The 16,838-nt window shown below is 67.7% G+C and carries 17 protein-coding genes; 9 read left to right on the top strand and 8 right to left on the bottom strand.

Translation table 11 applies throughout. From position 1 onward, the window contains the following. The first annotated feature begins 114 nt into the window (after positions 1-114). The 5 genes from otsB to trxB all read left to right on the top strand — a co-directional run bounded on the left by otsB (position 115) and on the right by trxB (position 5,908). Positions 115-858, top strand: coding sequence for a trehalose-phosphatase (gene otsB, locus T8T98_RS07555; protein ID WP_251105554.1), 744 nt, complete (start codon positions 115-117; stop codon positions 856-858). Then, positions 855-2,657, top strand: coding sequence for a glycoside hydrolase family 15 protein (locus T8T98_RS07550; protein ID WP_322295884.1), 1,803 nt, complete (start codon positions 855-857; stop codon positions 2,655-2,657). The genes otsB and T8T98_RS07550 overlap by 4 nt, the downstream gene beginning before the upstream one ends. Then, the gene (gene otsA / locus T8T98_RS07545) at positions 2,654-4,045 is read left to right on the top strand and encodes an alpha,alpha-trehalose-phosphate synthase (UDP-forming) (RefSeq protein ID WP_160733236.1); all 1,392 of its coding nucleotides are present in this window, start codon (positions 2,654-2,656) and stop codon (positions 4,043-4,045) included. The genes T8T98_RS07550 and otsA overlap by 4 nt, the downstream gene beginning before the upstream one ends. A 67-nt stretch (positions 4,046-4,112) precedes the next feature. Beyond that, the gene (locus T8T98_RS07540; protein ID WP_160733004.1) at positions 4,113-4,892 is read left to right on the top strand and encodes a tyrosine-protein phosphatase; all 780 of its coding nucleotides are present in this window, start codon (positions 4,113-4,115) and stop codon (positions 4,890-4,892) included. 41 nt (positions 4,893-4,933) lie between these two features. Then, complete coding sequence (gene trxB, locus T8T98_RS07535) at positions 4,934-5,908, top strand: thioredoxin-disulfide reductase (RefSeq protein ID WP_251105556.1); 975 nt, start codon at positions 4,934-4,936, stop codon at positions 5,906-5,908. A gap of 34 nt (positions 5,909-5,942) precedes the next feature. Here the strand turns inward: trxB and T8T98_RS07530 are convergent, their stop codons facing one another. The 5 genes from T8T98_RS07530 to T8T98_RS07510 form a co-directional block, all read right to left on the bottom strand. After that, positions 5,943-6,380: an MAPEG family protein gene (locus T8T98_RS07530; RefSeq protein ID WP_251105557.1), complete on the bottom strand. Its 438-nt coding sequence runs from the start codon at positions 6,378-6,380 to the stop codon at positions 5,943-5,945. 15 nt (positions 6,381-6,395) lie between these two features. Then, positions 6,396-6,824, bottom strand: a complete 429-nt coding sequence (locus T8T98_RS07525) for an MAPEG family protein (RefSeq protein WP_251105558.1) — start codon at positions 6,822-6,824, stop codon at positions 6,396-6,398. Positions 6,825-6,900: 76 nt separating this feature from the next. Beyond that, positions 6,901-7,557 carry a class I SAM-dependent methyltransferase gene (locus tag T8T98_RS07520; RefSeq protein WP_251105559.1) on the bottom strand — a complete coding sequence of 219 codons (657 nt, stop codon included), beginning with the start codon at positions 7,555-7,557 and terminating at the stop codon, positions 6,901-6,903. After that, positions 7,557-8,771: a DUF3419 family protein gene (locus T8T98_RS07515; RefSeq protein WP_251105560.1), complete on the bottom strand. Its 1,215-nt coding sequence runs from the start codon at positions 8,769-8,771 to the stop codon at positions 7,557-7,559. Before T8T98_RS07515 ends, T8T98_RS07520 begins: the two co-directional genes overlap by 1 nt. Before the next feature lie 84 nt (positions 8,772-8,855). After that, positions 8,856-9,845 carry a threonine ammonia-lyase gene (locus tag T8T98_RS07510; protein WP_251105561.1) on the bottom strand — a complete coding sequence of 330 codons (990 nt, stop codon included), beginning with the start codon at positions 9,843-9,845 and terminating at the stop codon, positions 8,856-8,858. A gap of 277 nt (positions 9,846-10,122) precedes the next feature. On the opposite strand from T8T98_RS07510, the gene T8T98_RS07505 reads away from it, so the two are divergent. The 4 genes from T8T98_RS07505 to T8T98_RS07490 all read left to right on the top strand — a co-directional run bounded on the left by T8T98_RS07505 (position 10,123) and on the right by T8T98_RS07490 (position 14,564). Next, on the top strand, positions 10,123-11,334 hold the full coding sequence (locus T8T98_RS07505) for a saccharopine dehydrogenase family protein (protein ID WP_251105562.1): 1,212 nt from the start codon (positions 10,123-10,125) through the stop codon (positions 11,332-11,334). 58 nt (positions 11,335-11,392) lie between these two features. Further along, entirely contained in the window at positions 11,393-12,571 is a 1,179-nt protein-coding gene (locus T8T98_RS07500) for a carboxynorspermidine decarboxylase (protein WP_251105563.1), read from the top strand. 90 nt (positions 12,572-12,661) lie between these two features. Continuing rightward, on the top strand, positions 12,662-13,168 hold the full coding sequence (locus T8T98_RS07495) for a YbjN domain-containing protein (RefSeq protein ID WP_160732996.1): 507 nt from the start codon (positions 12,662-12,664) through the stop codon (positions 13,166-13,168). A gap of 193 nt (positions 13,169-13,361) precedes the next feature. After that, positions 13,362-14,564: a type III PLP-dependent enzyme domain-containing protein gene (locus tag T8T98_RS07490; RefSeq protein ID WP_160732995.1), complete on the top strand. Its 1,203-nt coding sequence runs from the start codon at positions 13,362-13,364 to the stop codon at positions 14,562-14,564. Between the two features lie 90 nt (positions 14,565-14,654). Here T8T98_RS07490 and phoB read toward each other — a convergent pair whose 3' ends face one another. Genes phoB through pstB form a run of 3 tightly spaced genes read right to left on the bottom strand, consistent with a single transcriptional unit; the run spans position 14,655 to position 16,805 of the window. After that, entirely contained in the window at positions 14,655-15,344 is a 690-nt protein-coding gene (gene phoB, locus T8T98_RS07485; RefSeq protein WP_160732994.1) for a phosphate regulon transcriptional regulator PhoB, read from the bottom strand. A gap of 46 nt (positions 15,345-15,390) precedes the next feature. Continuing rightward, positions 15,391-16,059 (bottom strand): phosphate signaling complex protein PhoU, encoded by a 669-nt coding sequence (gene phoU / locus T8T98_RS07480; protein ID WP_201784030.1) that lies wholly within the window; start codon positions 16,057-16,059, stop codon positions 15,391-15,393. Next, positions 16,059-16,805 (bottom strand): phosphate ABC transporter ATP-binding protein PstB, encoded by a 747-nt coding sequence (pstB, locus tag T8T98_RS07475; protein ID WP_237486888.1) that lies wholly within the window; start codon positions 16,803-16,805, stop codon positions 16,059-16,061. Before pstB ends, phoU begins: the two co-directional genes overlap by 1 nt. Positions 16,806-16,838: the final 33 nt, after the last annotated feature.

Raw genomic sequence — 16,838 nt, 5'->3', positions numbered from 1 at the left:
AAGCATTCGCATGACGCGTTACGCGATGTTGGCGGGAATGCAACCCCGGCGGTGCCGAAAGGAAATCGTATTCGGGTTTGACCTTGCAGAGCGCGGAGCTAAGACGCGGCGCGGATGGACGGAGCCAACGATCTTCCCCCGCCGCCCCCGCTTGCGCGGCTGATGGACGAGTGCCCGCTCGCGCTTTTTCTCGACTTCGACGGCACGCTGGTGGAAATCGCCGCCACGCCCGGTGGCATCGCGGTGCCCCGGCGGCTGGCGGACAGCCTGCAGATGCTGGGGCAGCGGCTCGACGGGCGCCTCGCGCTTGTCACCGGCCGCTCGCTCGAAGACCTGGCCGGGCATTGCCCGGTGGACGGGCTCGCCTGCGCCGGATCGCACGGCGCGGCCCGGCGGGCGGCGGACGGGCGCGAACTGGGCGAAGCTGCCCGGACCTTGCCGCAGGCGGCGTTCGACGCCCTGCACCGCGGGGCGCACGAACTCGGCCTCGCGCTGGAGACCAAGACGCACGGCGCGGCGCTGCACTTCCGGTCGGCGCCTGCCAAGGGCGAGCAGGCCCTCGCTTTCGCGCGGGAGGTCGCGGGCGATCACGATCTCGCGGTGAAGCGGGGCAAGGGCGTCGTCGAGTTGACCCAGCCCGGGGCTGACAAGGGCGGGGCGGTGCGCGAATTCCTCCGCCACCGGCCCTTTGCCGGATCGCTGCCGGTCTTCATCGGCGACGATGTCACCGACGAAGATGGCATGGCGGCTTGCGCCGAGGCGGGCGGCTTCGGCATCATCGTCGGCGACCGCACACCCACGGCGGCCCGGTACCGGCTGCCCGACGTTCCCTCCGTCTACGATTGGCTGGATCTTTGACTGCGAACCAACAGACCTCGCTCGAGCTTTGGCCTGTCGGCAATTGCCAGGTCAGCGGGCTGATCGACCGGCGCGGCGCGCTCGTCTGGGGATGCGTGCCGCGGGTCGATGGCGACCCGATCTTCTGTTCGCTGATGAACGACGATTGTCACGACGTGGGCGAATGGCGCTTCGAGCTCGAAGGGCAGGTTTCGGCCACCCAGCATTACGAACGCAATACCCCGATCCTGGTGACCCGGCTGGAGGCGGAGGACGGGAGCGCGGTCGAGATCCGCGACTTCTGCCCCCGTTTCGAGCGGTCGGGGCGCATGTACCGCCCGGTCGCCTGGGTCCGCATCGTGCGCCCCCTGGCCGGGGCCCCGCGGATGAGGGTCGTCCTGCGGCCGATGCGCGGATATGGCGCGCATGTGGCCGAGACCACCAATGGCACCAATCACGTGCGCTACCTCGTCAGCCCGCAGGCCATACGGTTGAGCACCGACGCCCCGATCGGGCACGTCCTGTCGGGCCGGGTCTTCAGGGTCGAAAGCGACCAGCATTTCTTCCTCGGCCCGGACGAGCCGTTTTCCGGCAACTTGCGCGCCCAGCTTCGCCAGATGGAGGAACAGACGCGCAAGTACTGGACCCTGTGGGTCCGCGGGCTGCACATCCCGCTGGAATGGCAGGACGACGTGATCCGCTGCGCGATCGCGCTCAAGCTCTGCCAGCACGAGGAAACGGGCGCGATCGTCGCCGCGCTGACCACCTCGATCCCCGAGGCGCCACATAGCGAGCGCAACTGGGATTACCGGTTCTGCTGGATCCGCGATTCCTATTTCACCGTCCAGGCCCTGAACCGGATCGGCGCGCTCGACGTTCTCGAGAAATATCTGGCCTACCTGCGCAACATCATCGATTCGGCCCGCGGCGGGCAGATCCAGCCGCTCTATTCGGTCATGGGCGACAGCGAGCTGGACGAAACCACCGCCGCGCACCTCGCCGGCTATCGCGGGCAGGGCCCGGTCCGCGTGGGCAATGCCGCCTATTTCCAGGTTCAGCACGACTGTTATGGCCAGATCGTCATGCCGACCGCACAGGCGTTCTTCGACCGCCGCCTGCTGCGCATGGCGGACGACCGCGATTTCGCCAGCCTCGAGAAAGTGGGCGAGATGGCGTGGAAGATGCACGACCAGCCCGACGCCGGCCTGTGGGAATTTCGCACCCGGCAGGAAGTGCACACCTATTCCGCGGTCATGTGCTGGGCCGCCTGCGACCGGCTCGCCAATGTCGCCGCGCATCTCGGCAAGGACGATCGCCACGCGCTGTGGCGCGAGCGGGCCCAGGCGATCCGCGAGAAGATCGAGCGCGAGGCGTGGGTCGACGACGGCGGCGACGGCCACTTCGGCGCCAGCTTCGAAAGCGACTACCTCGACGCCAGCCTGCTGCAGATGGTCGAACTGCGCTTCCTGCAACCGGACGACCCGCGTTTCCAGAGCACTTTCGCCGCGGTCGAGAAGGCCTTGCGCCGCGGCGAACACATGCTGCGATATGACAGCGAAGACGATTTCGGCCTGCCCGAAACCGCTTTCAACGTCTGCACCTTCTGGCTGATCGAGGCGCTGCACATGGCCGGCCGCGACGAGGAGGCCCGCGTGCTGTTCGACACGATGCTGAGCCATCGCACGGCCTCGGGAATGCTGTCGGAAGACATCGATTTCGAAAGCGGCGAATTGTGGGGGAACTTCCCCCAGACCTACTCGCTTGTAGGGATAATCAACTGCGCCGGCCTGTTGTCCAAACCGTGGAGCGAAGTCCGATAAGCCGTCTGATCGTCATCTCGAATCGCGTTGCCGTCCCCAAGGCGCGCGGCGCTGCCGGTGCCCAGGGCGGGCTGGCCGGCGCACTCAATGCCGCGCTCAAGAAGCACGGAGGTATCTGGTTCGGCTGGTCCGGCCAGGAGTGCGAGGAGTTCACCGGCAATATCAACCTGCAGCGGCACGAAGGGGTGACGACCGCGACCGTCGATCTCGGCCACCAGGATATCGAGGAATACTACAACGGCTACGCCAATTCGACGTTGTGGCCGCTGTTCCACTTCCGCCTCGACCTGACGCAGTACGAGCGCGAGACCGGCAAGGGCTACGAGCGCGTGAACGAGCGGTTCGCGGAAAGCGTCGCGCCGCTGGTCGATCGCGACGACCTCGTCTGGGTGCACGACTATCACCTGCTTCCGCTGGGCGCGCGGCTGCGCGAACGGGGGCTGACGAACCGCATGGGCTTCTTCCTGCATACGCCCTGGCCGCCCACGCGCCTGTTCGTGTCGCTACCCTATCACGAGCGGTTGGTGCGCACGATGCTGGAATACGACCTGATCGGGTTCCAGACCGACGAGTGGCTGGAAAGCTTCTGCCACTATTGCCGCAAGGAGCTGGGCGCCGAAGTTGACGAGGAAACCGGCCGGATCGCCTTTGACGGGCGGGTCACCCACGCGAAAGCCTATCCGATCGGGATCGATTACGAGCACCTGATGGAGCAGGCCGACAGCGGCGAGGCACGGCAGGCGGGGCAGCGGCTGCTCTCGAGCACGCGGCGGCGGACCGCGATGATCGGGGTCGATCGGCTCGACTATTCGAAGGGGCTGCCCGAACGGCTCGACGGCATCAGCCGTTTCTTCGATCACCACCCGCAGCGGGTGCGCGACGTGGTTTTCATCCAGATCGCGCCGCCCAGTCGCGAGGATGTCGAATCCTACCAGCGCATCCGCGCCACGCTGGAACAGAAGGCGGGGCAGATCAACGGGGCCCGGTCCGAAGTCGACCTGGTGCCGATCCGTTACGTCAACAAGGGCCATTCGCTGGCCGAACTCTGCGGGTTCTACCGCGCGGCGAAGATCGGGCTCGTCACCCCGCTGCGCGACGGCATGAACCTGGTGGCCAAGGAATACGTCGCCGCGCAGGACCCGGAAGATCCCGGCGTCCTGATCCTCTCGCGTTTCGCCGGGGCGGCGCGCCAGCTGACCGACGCCGTCCTGGTCAACCCGCACAGCCCCGACGATGTCGCGCAGGCCATCCAGATGGCGCTCGACATGCCGCTGGAGGAGCGCAAGGCGCGCTGGGAGGCGATGATCGAGACGGTGCGCGAAGATAACGTCCAGCGTTGGACCGAGCTGTTTACCGGCGACCTTGCGGCGATCGGCCAGGACGACTGAAGCCCGGCCGCCCTGCGCCCGCCGGCCGGCGCTTGTGCCGCCGCCGGGGCCATGGCAGGCAGGCGCCATGGAGCATGATCGCGTCGTCGCCCTCGAGGGTGTTCACAATTTCCGGGATTACGGCGGCTATCCGGCGGCCGGCGGTACGCGCGTCAAGCGCGGGCTGCTGTTCCGATCGGGCCAGCACGTCGGCGCGACCGACGCCGATCTCGCCATCATCGACCGGCTCGCCCTTCGCCACGTGATCGATTTTCGCGGCGCGAGCGAGCGCAGCACATATCCCTGCCGCCGCGGCGAGCGCTTCTGCGGGGAAGTGATCGCCTTCGATGGCGAAACCGCCAATCTCGCCCCCCATGTGGAAGCAGCCGACGGCGTCCTGACCGTGGAAGGGGCGCACCGGGCGATGGAGCGGATCTATCGCAACCTGCCCCGGCGCACGCCCGTCCTGTGGGTCATGCGGCAGTATTTCGCCGCGCTCGCGCGGGGGGAAGGGGCGAGCCTGGTCCATTGCCTGGCGGGCAAGGATCGCACGGGCATGGCGGTCGCCCTGCTGCACCACGCCCTGGGCGTTCACGAGGACGACGCGATGGACGATTTCCTCCTGACCAACAGCGCCGGCAATATCGAGGCGCGAATTGCGGCCGGCGGGGAAACGATCCGGGCCAGGTACGGCGCGATCGACGACGACACGATCCGAGTGCTGATGGGCGTCGACGCGCGGTACCTGCATGTCATGCGCGAAGCTGTGGAGGACGCGCACGGTTCGCTCGACGCCTTCCTCGCCGATGTGCTGGGGGTGGACGCGGCGGCGCGCGAGGCGCTGCGCTTGCATTTGACCGAGGGGTGACCCACTTCCCCGGTCTGCCCTGAACAGATGGAAAGGTTCCGATGGCTACCCACCGCACCAAGATGCTGATCGTAGGTTCCGGCCCGGCGGGGCTGTCCGCGGCGATTTACGGCGCCCGCGCGATGATGGAACCGATCGTGGTGCAGGGGCTGCAGCCCGGCGGCCAGCTGACGATCACCACCGACGTCGAGAACTATCCCGGTTTCAAGGACGTGATCCAGGGGCCGTGGCTGATGCAGGAAATGCAGGCCCAGGCCGAACATGTCGGCACGCGGATGATGTGGGACACGATCGTCTCGGTCGATATCGAGAACGGCCCCCCGTTCCGCGCCGTCGGCGACAGCGGCGACGAGTACATCGGCGATACGCTGGTGATCGCGACCGGCGCCTCGGCCAAGTGGCTCGGCGTTCCCGGCGAACAGGAACTGGGCGGCAAGGGCGTTTCGGCCTGCGCCACCTGCGACGGGTTCTTCTATCGCGGCAAGAAAGTGGCCGTGATCGGCGGCGGAAACACCGCGGTGGAAGAGGCGCTCTATCTCACCAACCACTCCGACGACGTGACGCTGGTCCACCGCCGCGACGAATTGCGGGCGGAGAAGATCCTGCAGGAACGCCTGTTCAAGTCGGACAAGATCTCGACCATGTGGAACAAGACCGTCGAGCGGTTCGAGGGCGATCCGGCCGGCGGCGGGCTGACCCATCTCGTGCTTCGCGACACCGTCACGGGGGAGACATCCAACCTCGAGGTGGACGGGGCCTTCGTCGCGATCGGCCACGCGCCGGCGACCGAGCTGTTCAAGGGCAAGCTGGCGATGGACGAGAGCGGTTACCTGCTGGTCGAACCCGGCACGCCGAAGACCGCGGTGCCGGGCGTGTTCGCCTGCGGCGACGTGATGGACCACACCTATCGCCAGGCGGTGACCGCCGCGGGCACCGGGTGCATGGCCGCGCTCGACGCCGAGCGTTTCCTGGCGACGCTGGAATTCGCGAAGGAAGAGGCCGAAGCCGCGGAGTAACCGGCCGGCCGGCGCGCCGCGGCCCGGCGGCCGGTCAGCCGATTTCGAAGATCGTCACCGCCGCGTTCACGATCAGCGCGATCAGCGCGATGCTCGACAGCGCGAAGAGCACGAAGCGGACCATGACCTTGTTCGCCGTCGCCTGCACCAGCGAGTGGATCACCCGCAGGCCGACGTAGATCCAGGCGATCAGCGCGTTCATGCCGTCGCCCTGTCCGACCAGGGCCAGCGCCAGGCCGACGGCGTAGAACACCGTGGGCGCTTCGTGCAGGTGGTTGTAATTGTGCGCCTTCCACTGGACGCGGTCGGGCACGACGCCGTCGAGGTCCTTGCCCGTCCCGCCGGTCAGGTCGCTGGTGTCGATATTGGCCCGGCTCATCGCCGGAATCCGCGTCACGTACATCCACAGCCACATGACCATGGTCCATGCCATGAGCGCGACGAGGGGCTGGAGAATGGTCATCCCGATCATCAGTCTACTCCGATTTCAATAATTCAGCGCCAGCGCGAGGGCGCGTACCGCCAGCACGATCAGGCAGGCAGTGGACAAGAGGAAAAGCAGGAACCGCACGGAGACCTTGTTGACCGTCGCCTGCCAGATCGAGTGGACGACCCGGATCGCGACGTAGGCCCAGGCGAACAGGACATCGTGCGCCTGCGGCCCAAGGATCGCGAGGATCGCGATCACGGCGTAGAACAGGGTCGGCTGTTCGTGCAGGTGGGTGTAATTGTGCGATTTCCAGTTGATCCGATCGTCGATCACCCCTTCCAGATCCTGCCCGCGGCCCCCGGCCTTTGCCTTGCCGAGGCCGCCCAGCTTCCTGAGCGCCGGCATGCGGGTCATCGCCATCCAGAACAGCATGACGAGCGTCCAGACCACCAGTGCGGCGGCGGGCGCCAGTATTTGTGCCTGCATCGATTTCCCTCCCCCGGCGAATTGCGGCGGAGATTGCGTCGGGCGCGGGCCCTTGTCAAACCCGGAGGCGGCGAACCTAGAGGCGCGAGAGCGTGGCGTGCTGCCAGTAGCCGTAGCGCCCGCGCCGGTGGCGAACGGCGAGGGCGCGCTCTGCCGCGATTCGCTCTGTCACCGGGGCCAGGTCGGCTCGCGGTGCGACGTGGAACCGCGCGAGCCAGGCCCTGAAGGCACCGGCAATCGGGCCGGGGAGGCCGCCGAGATCGCCGAAATCGACGACGTGCAGCGATCCGAACGGCGCGAGCAGGCCGGCGGCGTGTTCCAGCGCCCGTTGCCAGTCGGGGATCATCGAGAGCGAGTACGACAGGATCACCCGGTCGAACTGCGCGCGGCCGAGCGCCTCCTGCGGGTCGAAGCCGCAGGCATCGGCGGCGGCGAGCACCGCGTCGTCGCCCAGCGTCCGTTCGGCCGAACGCAGCATTTCGCGCGAGATGTCGATCCCGTGGAGTTCGGTGCCCGGCCATGCCCGCGCCACTTTCGCCAGGTTGCGCCCTGTGCCGCAGGCGATCTCCAGCACCGTGTCGCCCGGTCGGCAATCGAGGCCGGCGATCAGCTCGTCGCGGCCGAGCAGGTAGTACTTGCGCGTCAGGTCGTAGATGTGCCGTTGCCCGCGATAGACCCGGTCCATCAGCGCGGCATGGTCGGAACCTGCCGCGGGGCCGGCGCCGCCCCGCATCAGGCCAGCTCGTAGAGGTGGACGCCGCCGTAGATCGAGGACCGGTCGCGCGCGGTGAGATCGGCGGACAGCGCCTCGCGATAGGTCCAGCGATCGAGCAGGTCCGGCGCGAGGCGTCCCGGCAGCAGGCTCGGCTCGGCGGCCGTGCGGAACAGCACGCGCGCGCCCGGCCGCGCGGTGCGCGTGATCTGGGCCCAGAGAGCGTTGAGCTGCGCGTCGTCCATCCAGTCCTGCGCGTCGAGCAGGAGATAGCGATCGTGGCTGGTCGCGTCGGCCTGTCCCAGGTGGTGCTCCATGTTCGCGTTGCGCACGTCCAGCCGGCCGATCCGTTCGCGCATCGCCGTCCAGTTGGCCCGCTGCAGGTAGGGGGGAAGGGCGGCTTCCGGTCGGCGATCGTAAGCCCGGCCGAAAGCCTGCCAGGCGAAGTAATTGTCCGCCACGGCGAAGCCGCAGGCCAGCTTCTCCAGCCGCCGGCGCAGGACCGCGGCCATGCGTTCGCCGCCTGCCAGCGCCGCGTATTGCGCGGGCGGAATGCCGAGGCCGAAGAGCGAGGCCGGGTGATCGGTGAGCCAGCGGACGAAGCGGCGATCGAAGACCGGGGCCAGTTCGCGCTCGAACACCGCGCGCTGTTCCTCCAGCGTCTCGGCGGCGAGCACGCGTGACAGGTCGATCCGGTAGAGCCGGGCGAGCAGGTGCGCGACGCCGATGAAGCCGCCGAGCAGGCCCTGGCGGTAGATGCCGCGGGTGAAGTGGCCGATCCGCCGCCGGCCGGTGGCATCGCGGCTTTCCCAGTAGCGCCGGCTTTCCGGGTCGAGGTTGGGCGCGATCAGGCTGTCGTAGACTTCGCGGTTCTCGTGGTGGTCCGCCTCGGCGACGAAGCGGCGGAAGCGCTCGTAGGTCGGCAGGTGGCGGATCGCCGCCGCCTTCAGCCGGCCGAGCGCGACGTGGGCGCGATTGAGGTCCACCGCGACGACCGCAGCCGGGTCCGCCACGAGGTAGGACAGGGCGTTGCACCCGCCGCTGGCAATGCAGACGATGCGGCTGTCGCGCTCGATCGCCAGGCCTTCCATGTCCACCACCGGGTCTTCCCATATCTGGGGATAGACCAGCCCCTTGAACGCGAAGGCGAAAGCCCGGTCGAGCAGCTTCTCCCCCGGTCGCGCCGCCTTGCGCACCACCGCATCGTCGATGATGCGCCTTGCCTGAACCGCCATGTCGCCCGCTTCCCGCTGATGAACCTGCCTGGCGGGTAGGGGCCCTGCATGTCCGCCGTGTGACGGTTTGCGCGAAGGGCGGGTTCAGCCGCCGGCCAGCGTCTCGGCGAAGCGCTGCGGGTCGCAGTTGCCGCCGGTCAGCATGACGACGCTGTGGTCGTCCACCGGCACTTTCCCGGCCATGACGGCGGCGAGCGCGGCGGCCCCGCCGGGTTCGACCACCAGCCGCAGGCGGGCGAAGGCGAACCGCTGCGCGGCGCGCACTTCCTCGTCGCTGACGGTCACGCCCGGTTCGCTGCGGCCGTGCAGCACGGCCAGGTTGACCGGCGCGCTCGCGGTCGGTTGCAAGGCGTCGCAGATCGTCTTTGGCGCATCGTCGCCGGCGCGCACGAGCGCGCCCGCTTCGAGGCTGCGCCCGACCATGTCCCACCCTTCCGGCTCGACCGGGTGGATGCGCGCCTCGGGGCAGGCGAGGGCGAGCCCGGCGCTCAACCCGCCGCCGCCGCAGGGGGCGACGATGCGCGACGGCGTGCGCCCCAGTTGCACGGCGATCTCGATCCCGGCGCTTCCCTGCCCCTCGATCACCCAGGGATCGGCGAAGGCATGGACCAGAACCGCGCCGCGCCGCTCCACCTCGCGCGCGGCGACTTCGTCGCGATCCTCGCCCGGCCGCTCGTACAAGACGACCTCCGCCCCCAGCGCCCGCGTCGCCTCCAGCTTCACCGAGGGCGCGTCGCGCGGCATCACGATCGTCGCGGCAATGCCCAGCCGCCGGGCCGCCCAGGCGATCCCCTGCGCGTGGTTCCCGCTCGACACGGCGACCACGCCGCGTGCGCGCTCGGCTTCGTCCATCGCGCTCAGCCGGTGCCACGCGCCGCGGATCTTGAACGCGCCGACCGGCTGCAGCATCTCCGCCTTGGCCCAGATCCGCGTGCCGGCGACTTCGACCGGCAGCATGGGGGTGGGGGGAAGGATCGCGGCCACGGCCTCCGCCGCGCGCAGTACGCCGGGGCGCCCGGGGGCACGCGCGGGCGCGCGATTCGGGGCGGGGGAGAAGGGGGCAGGGGCCGTCACCGGGCGGCCCCTTGCGTGTTGGACATGGACCGCATGTTACACTGTCCTGGAGTTAAAAAACCGCGCCGTTCGCGGCGCGCGATACCGGCCCGGCGCAAGCGCGGGCGAGCATGGCGGGGAAGGGGGCGCGGGCGGGACATCGGCCGGTCCATGCCCGATCGCGGCCGGGTAGGAAACCGATTTCGGATCGTATTGCGATGGCGGCGCATTCCCCTATGTGGGCAGGCATTATCCACGGGCCCGGCGCGGGCCCTTCGGTCACGAGATTGGAGCAGTTATGTCGAAAGTGCTGGTAATCGGGGCGGGCGGGGTAAGCTCGGTCTGCGTCCACAAGATGGCGATGAATCCCGACATCTTCAGCCAGATCCACCTCGCCAGCCGCACCCGGTCGAAATGCGACGCGATCGCCGAGAGCGTGAAGCAGCGCACCGGGCAGGACGTGGCGACGTACGAGATCGACGCCGAGGAAGTGCCGGCGATGGTCAACCTGATCCGCAAGCTGGAGCCGAGCCTGGTGGTCAACCTGGCCCTGCCCTACCAGGACCTGCCGATCATGGACGCCTGCCTCGAGGCCGGGGTCGATTACCTCGACACTGCCAATTACGAACCGAAGGACGAGGCGAAGTTCGAATACAAGTGGCAGTGGGCCTATCACGACCGGTTCAGGGAGGCCGGGATCATGGCCCTTCTGGGCAGCGGGTTCGATCCCGGGGTCACCAGCGTGTTCGCGATGTGGCTGAAGAAGCACAAGCTGAAGACGATCCGCCAGCTCGACATCCTCGACTGCAACGGCGGCGACCACGGCCAGCATTTCGCGACCAATTTCAACCCGGAAATCAATATCCGCGAAGTGACCGCGCCCGCGCGCCACTGGGAAAACGGCAAGTGGGTCGAGACCCCGGCCATGGCCGAGAAGGTCGAGTTCGAGTTCGAGGGCGTGGGCCCCAAGAACATGTACATGATGTATCACGAGGAGCTGGAAAGCCTCGCCAGGTTCAACCCGGAGCTGGAACGCGCGCGCTTCTGGATGACGTTCGGCGACGAATACATCAAGCACCTGACCGTGCTGCAGAACGTGGGCATGACGCGGATCGACCCGGTCAAGTACCAGGGCACGGACATCATCCCGCTGCAGTTCCTCGCCGCGGTCCTGCCCAAGCCCGAAACGCTGGGCGAAACGACCAAGGGCAAGACCAATATCGGCGTGATCGCGACCGGCGAGGCGCTCGACGGGTCGGGCGAAAAGACGTTCTACATCAACAATATCTGCGACCACGAGGACGCTTACGAGGAAACCGGCAACCAGGCGGTCAGCTATACCACCGGCGTGCCCGCGATGGTCGGTTCGGCGATGATGCTCCAGGGCGCCTGGCGCGGGGAGGGCGTGTTCAACATGGAACAGTTCGATCCCGATCCCTTCCTCGACATGCTGGGCGACCAGGGCCTGCCGTGGAACGTGAAGGAGCTGGACGGGCCGGTGCCCTTCTAGGCCCGGCGCCTTTCGCGCCACCACGCAGACAGCCAAGCAAGCGGAGCCAGACAGCACGATGGAAACAAGGGCCGGCGATCCGGGCGCCTTCGCGCATTTCGACCTCGACCGGGTGGACAGCCCCGCCTTCGTGGTGGACGCGGCGAAGCTGCGCGCCAATCTCCAGGTGCTGGCCGATATCCGCGACGCGGCGGAGATCAAGGTGCTCGCCGCGCTCAAGGCGTTCTCGATGTGGTCGGTCGCGCCGATCGTGGGCGAATACCTCGACGGGGTCTGCACCTCGGGCCTGTGGGAAGCGCGGCTGGCGGGCGAGTTCTACGACGGCGAGATCGCGACCTATTCGGCCGCCTACAAGCCGGAAGAGCTGGAGGAGATCTGCCGCCTTTCCGACCACGTCATCTTCAACACCCCGGCGCAGCTCGAACGCGCGGCGCTGATCCTCGACCACGCGCGCGCCGGGGGGCAGGATTTCGACGTCGGCCTGCGGATCAACCCGCAGGTGCCGACCGGCGAGGTGCCGCGGTACGATCCGTCGTCCCCCGGATCGCGGCTCGGCTTCCCGATCGACCAGCTCACGCGCGAGATCATGGAGCGGGTGGACGGTATCCACTTCCACAACTTGTGCGAACAGGATTTCGAGCCGCTGGAACGGACGTGGGACAAGGTGTTCGACGCGATCGAGCCATGGTTCGGCCAGCTCAAGTGGATCAACATGGGCGGCGGGCACCATATCACCCGCGCCGATTACCAGCGCGAGGAGCTGATCGAATTCCTGCGCGACGCGCGCGAGGACACCGGGGCGGAAATCTACCTCGAACCGGGCGAGGCCGTGGCGCTCGACGCGGGCATCCTCGTCGGCACGATCCTCGATTCGCACTGGAACGGGATGGAGCTGGCGACGCTCGACGTTTCGGCCACCTGCCACATGCCCGACGTGATCGAGGCGCCCTATCGCCCGGCCATGCTGGGGGAAGGCGCGGCGGGGGCGGGCGAGCCGGTGCGCCTGGGCGGTCCGTCGTGCCTCGCCGGGGACGTGATCGGCGACTATCGCCTGCCGGTGCCGTGCGAGCCGGGCCGGCGAATCGCCTTCCTCGACCAGGCGCATTACTCGATGGTGAAAACCAACACCTTCAACGGGGTTCAGCTGCCGTCCATCTGGCTCTGGGACAGTGAGACCGACGCCCTCGAACAAGTGCGGAGCTTCGGCTACGAGGACTTTCGCGACCGGTTGAGCTGACCGGGCCCGTTTGGGGGAAACCGCCGGCGCCCGGCCGGCCCACGGCCCGCCCGTCGGGGCGCCGATCCTGAAGAAGAAGGGGGGAATACCATGCGTAAACTGTTTTCATTCACCGCCGCCGCGGCCATGGCCGCGGGCGCGCTGGGCGCCGCCGCACCTGCCGCGGCCCAGGACTATTCCGCCACGCGCGTGGTCAAGGCCGTCGACGTCGATGACCTGAAGGCCGTGGTCGGCCAACTCGGCCACACGGTGGCGCAGGAAGGCAACTACGGCCCGGTCAGCGTCGCTGCCCAGACGGAGAGCGGGACCAATTACCTTCTGATCGGCACCGCCTGCAACGTGGGCGATGTGGCCGGGTGCCAGGGGGTGATGGTACAGATCCGCTTCGACGCCGATGCCAGCATCGCCGACGAACGCCTGCTGCGGGCCAACCTGGCCCAGGCCGCGGTCAACACCTGGCGCGACCAGAGCGGGACGATCGGCGTGACCCGCTACGTCGTGCTCGACCACGGGATCACGATGGCGAACCTGCGCGCGAACGTGCTGGTTCTGCTGGGCCTGGCGCCCAGCGTGGTCCAGACCCTTATCGGCGAGTGACACGGCAGCGGGCGCGCGGCACGAACCGTCCTGCCGCGCGCCCGTTTCGTCCGACCGGAACTTGCATCGCGAGGCGCGAGTTTTCACTTGCGGTTCACGCTGCGAGGCTTATAGGCGCACCCCGCTGCCCCAAGGGGACTTCCTGACCGCAAGGCAGCCTCGTTCGAACTTAACCGTTTGGGGGTCCCTTGAGTTGCACATCCATCCTGACGCCCGGTCTGTAGTTCGCGCACTTGCGCCGGACGAACCGGTTATCCTCAATCGCCCGCATGCCGCGGAGCGCGCCGCGCGTTTCTTCGTCGAGAAGTTTCCCGGCAAGTCGCTCTACGCGGTGAAGGCCAATCCTTCGCCCGACCTGCTCAAGGTCCTCTGGGCGGGCGGGATCACGCATTACGACGTGGCCTCGATCGCGGAAGTGCGCCTGGTGCGCGCGGCGCTGCCGCAGGCGACGCTGTGCTTCATGCACCCGGTGAAGACGCCGCGCGCCATTCGCGAGGCCTACTTCGAACACGGGGTGAAGACCTTCAGCCTCGACACGATCGAGGAACTGGAGAAGATCGTCGCCGCCTGCACCGACGATGCCGGCCGCCCGGCGAAGGACCTGCGCCTGCTCGTGCGGCTGCGGGTCAGCTCCGACTATTCGGAACTGAGCCTGGCGTCGAAGTTCGGCGTGGACCTTGCCGATGCCGCGCCGCTGCTCCAGGCGACGCGCCAGCACTGCGACTGGCTGGGCCTGTGTTTCCACGTCGGCAGCCAGGCGATGACGCCCTTCGCCTATGTCCAGGCGCTGGAACGCGTGCGCGTGGCCGTGGCCGAAGCGAGCGTGGTGATCGACGTGGTCGACGTGGGGGGCGGGTTTCCCTCGCTCTACCCCGACATGGAGCCGCCGCCGCTGGAGGACTATTTCGAGGTCATCCACCGCCACTTCGAGAACCTGCCGATCGCCTACAACGCGGAGCTGTGGTGCGAGCCGGGCCGCGCGCTCTGCGCCGAATACTCGTCGGTCGTCGTGCGGGTGGAGAAGCGCCGGGGGGACGAGCTCTACATCAACGACGGCGCCTATGGCGCGCTGTTCGACGCGGCGCATGTCGACTGGCGGTTCCCGGTCGCGGCGCTGGCCGAGGATTTGCGCGATCCGGTGCAGGATTTCGCGTTCTACGGGCCGACCTGCGACGATGCCGACTACATGAAGGGGCCGTTCGCGCTGCCGGGAGACATCCAGGCGGGCGACTATATCGAGATCGGCATGATCGGCGCCTATGGCGCGGCGATGAAGACCGGGTTCAACGGGTTCGGCAATGCCGAGCAGATCGTCGTGTCGGACGAGCCGATGGCGAGCCTCTATCGCGGCGACCGTGTGATCCCGACCAGCGACAACGTCGTCAGCCTGCGCTGACGCAACCGCGCGGCGGAGGCTGGCGGCGGCGGGGGCTGGCGACGGGGGGCAGGCGGCGGGGGCGTGCGTGTCCCCGCCTCTCGGCCCGGTTCAGACCGCTTCGAAGGCGTAGCCGGCCGAACGCACCGTGCGGATCGGGTCGGGCGCGTTCGGCAGTTCCAGCGCCTTGCGCAGGCGGCGGATGTGCACGTCCACCGTGCGCAGCTCGATATCGCTGCCGGTCCCCCAGACCCCGTCGAGCAGCTGGTTGCGGCTGAACACCCGGCCCGGGCTTTCCATGAAGAACTTGAGCAGGCGGTATTCGGTCGGGCCCATTTGCAGGTTCTGGCCGCGGCGGATGACCTTGTGCGCCACGGGGTCGAGCTTGATGTCGCCGACCTCGATCGTCTCGCCGGCAAGCGCGGGGCGGATGCGGCGCAGCACGGCCGCGACGCGGGCCAGCAGCTCGCGGGGGGAGAACGGCTTGGTTACGTAGTCGTCCGCACCGGTTTCGAGCCCGCGGATGCGGTCGTCCTCCGCCTCGCGCGCGGTCAGCATGATGATCGGGACGTGCGCGGTCGCCTTGTCGCGGCGCAGGCGGCGGCAGACCTCGATCCCGCTGGTCCCTTCCACCATCCAGTCGAGGATGACGAGGTCGGGCACTTCCTCCGCCGCGAGGACGAGGGCCTCGTCCCCGTCGGCGGTCGCGCGCACGCGATAGCCTTCGTTGGCGAAACGATACTCGAGAAGTTCCGAGAGCGCGGGGTCGTCTTCGACGAGGAGGAGCGTTGCGGTGGTCATGACCAAATCAAGACACCGCTATTATTTCACTTTGACGACAGGAATGTCACAAATCGTCGTCGACCGGGTAAGTCCCGGTCGCGGCGAAGTGGACCATCTCGGCCACGTTGGTCGCGTGGTCGCCGATCCGCTCGATGTTCCGCGCCACGAACAGCAGCTGCGCGGCGGTCGAGATCGTCGAAGGATTTTCCACCATGTGGCTGACGAGATTGCGGAAAATCGAGTTGTAGAAATTATCGACCTTGCGATCGGCCGCGATCACCTCGCGCGCGAGGGCGGCATCGCGCGCGCCATAGGCGGTCAGCACGTCGTGCACCATTTCGGCCGCGAGCTCGCCCATCGCCGGCAGCAGGGTCAGCGGTTCGAACCGCTTGCGGTCCGCGATCTCGCGGCTCGCCTTGGCGATGGCCTTCGAATAGTCGCCGATCCGCTCGACCACGCCGGCGATCTTGAGCGCGGCGATCACTTCGCGCAGGTCGTCCGCCATCGGCGCGCGCAGGGCGATCACCCGCACGGCCAGCTTGTCCACTTCCGATTCGAGCGCGTCGATCTTCTTGTCGCCCTCGATGATCTTCTTCGCGAGCGCGTCGTCGCCCTTGACCAGCGCGTCCATGGCATTCTGCACCGCCACTTCGGCCAGGCCGCCCATCTCGGCGATCAGGCCGCGCAGACGGGTGATGTCTTCGTCGAATGCCTTGACTGTATGCTCGGTCATCAACCGTACCTGCCCGTGATGTAATCCTTGGTCCGCTCTTCGAGCGGATTGGTGAATATGTCAGATGTCCGGCCGTATTCCACCATCTTTCCGAGGTGGAAGAAGGCCGTGCGCTGCGACACGCGCGCCGCCTGCTGCATCGAGTGGGTGACGATCACGATGGCATAGCGGCCATTGAGCTCGTCGATCAGCTCCTCGATCTTGGCGGTCGCGATCGGGTCGAGCGCGGAACAGGGCTCGTCCATCAGGATGACTTCGGGGTCCACCGCGATCGCGCGGGCGATGCACAGCCGCTGCTGCTGCCCGCCCGAAAGCGCGGTTCCGCTGTCGTCCAGCCTGTCCTTCACCTCGTTCCACAACCCGGCACGCTGGAGAGAAGTCTCGACGATGGCATCGAGTTCCTGCTTCCCTTCGGCCAGGCCGTGAATCCGCGGGCCATAGGCGATGTTCTCGTAGATCGACTTGGGGAACGGGTTCGGTTTCTGGAACACCATGCCCACCCGCGCGCGCAGCTGCACGACGTCCATCTTCGAACGGTAGATGTCGTCGCCGTCGAGCAGGATCTCCCCTTCGACCCGGGCCGAGGGGATCGTGTCGTTCATGCGGTTGAGCGTGCGCAGGAAGGTCGACTTGCCGCAGCCCGAAGGGCCGATGAAGGCCGTGACGTACTTGGTCGGGATGTCGATCGAGACATTGTCGATCGCCTGCTTGTCGCCATAGAACACGGAAACGTCCCGCGCGCTCATCTTGGCTTCGGTGTCTTCCAGGTTGGGATGGAC

This window comes from Pelagerythrobacter marinus (assembly GCF_034375205.1).
GTDB classification, from domain to species: Bacteria; Pseudomonadota; Alphaproteobacteria; order Sphingomonadales; family Sphingomonadaceae; genus Pelagerythrobacter; species Pelagerythrobacter marinus.
This window is presented reverse-complemented; position numbering and strand designations above follow the sequence as displayed.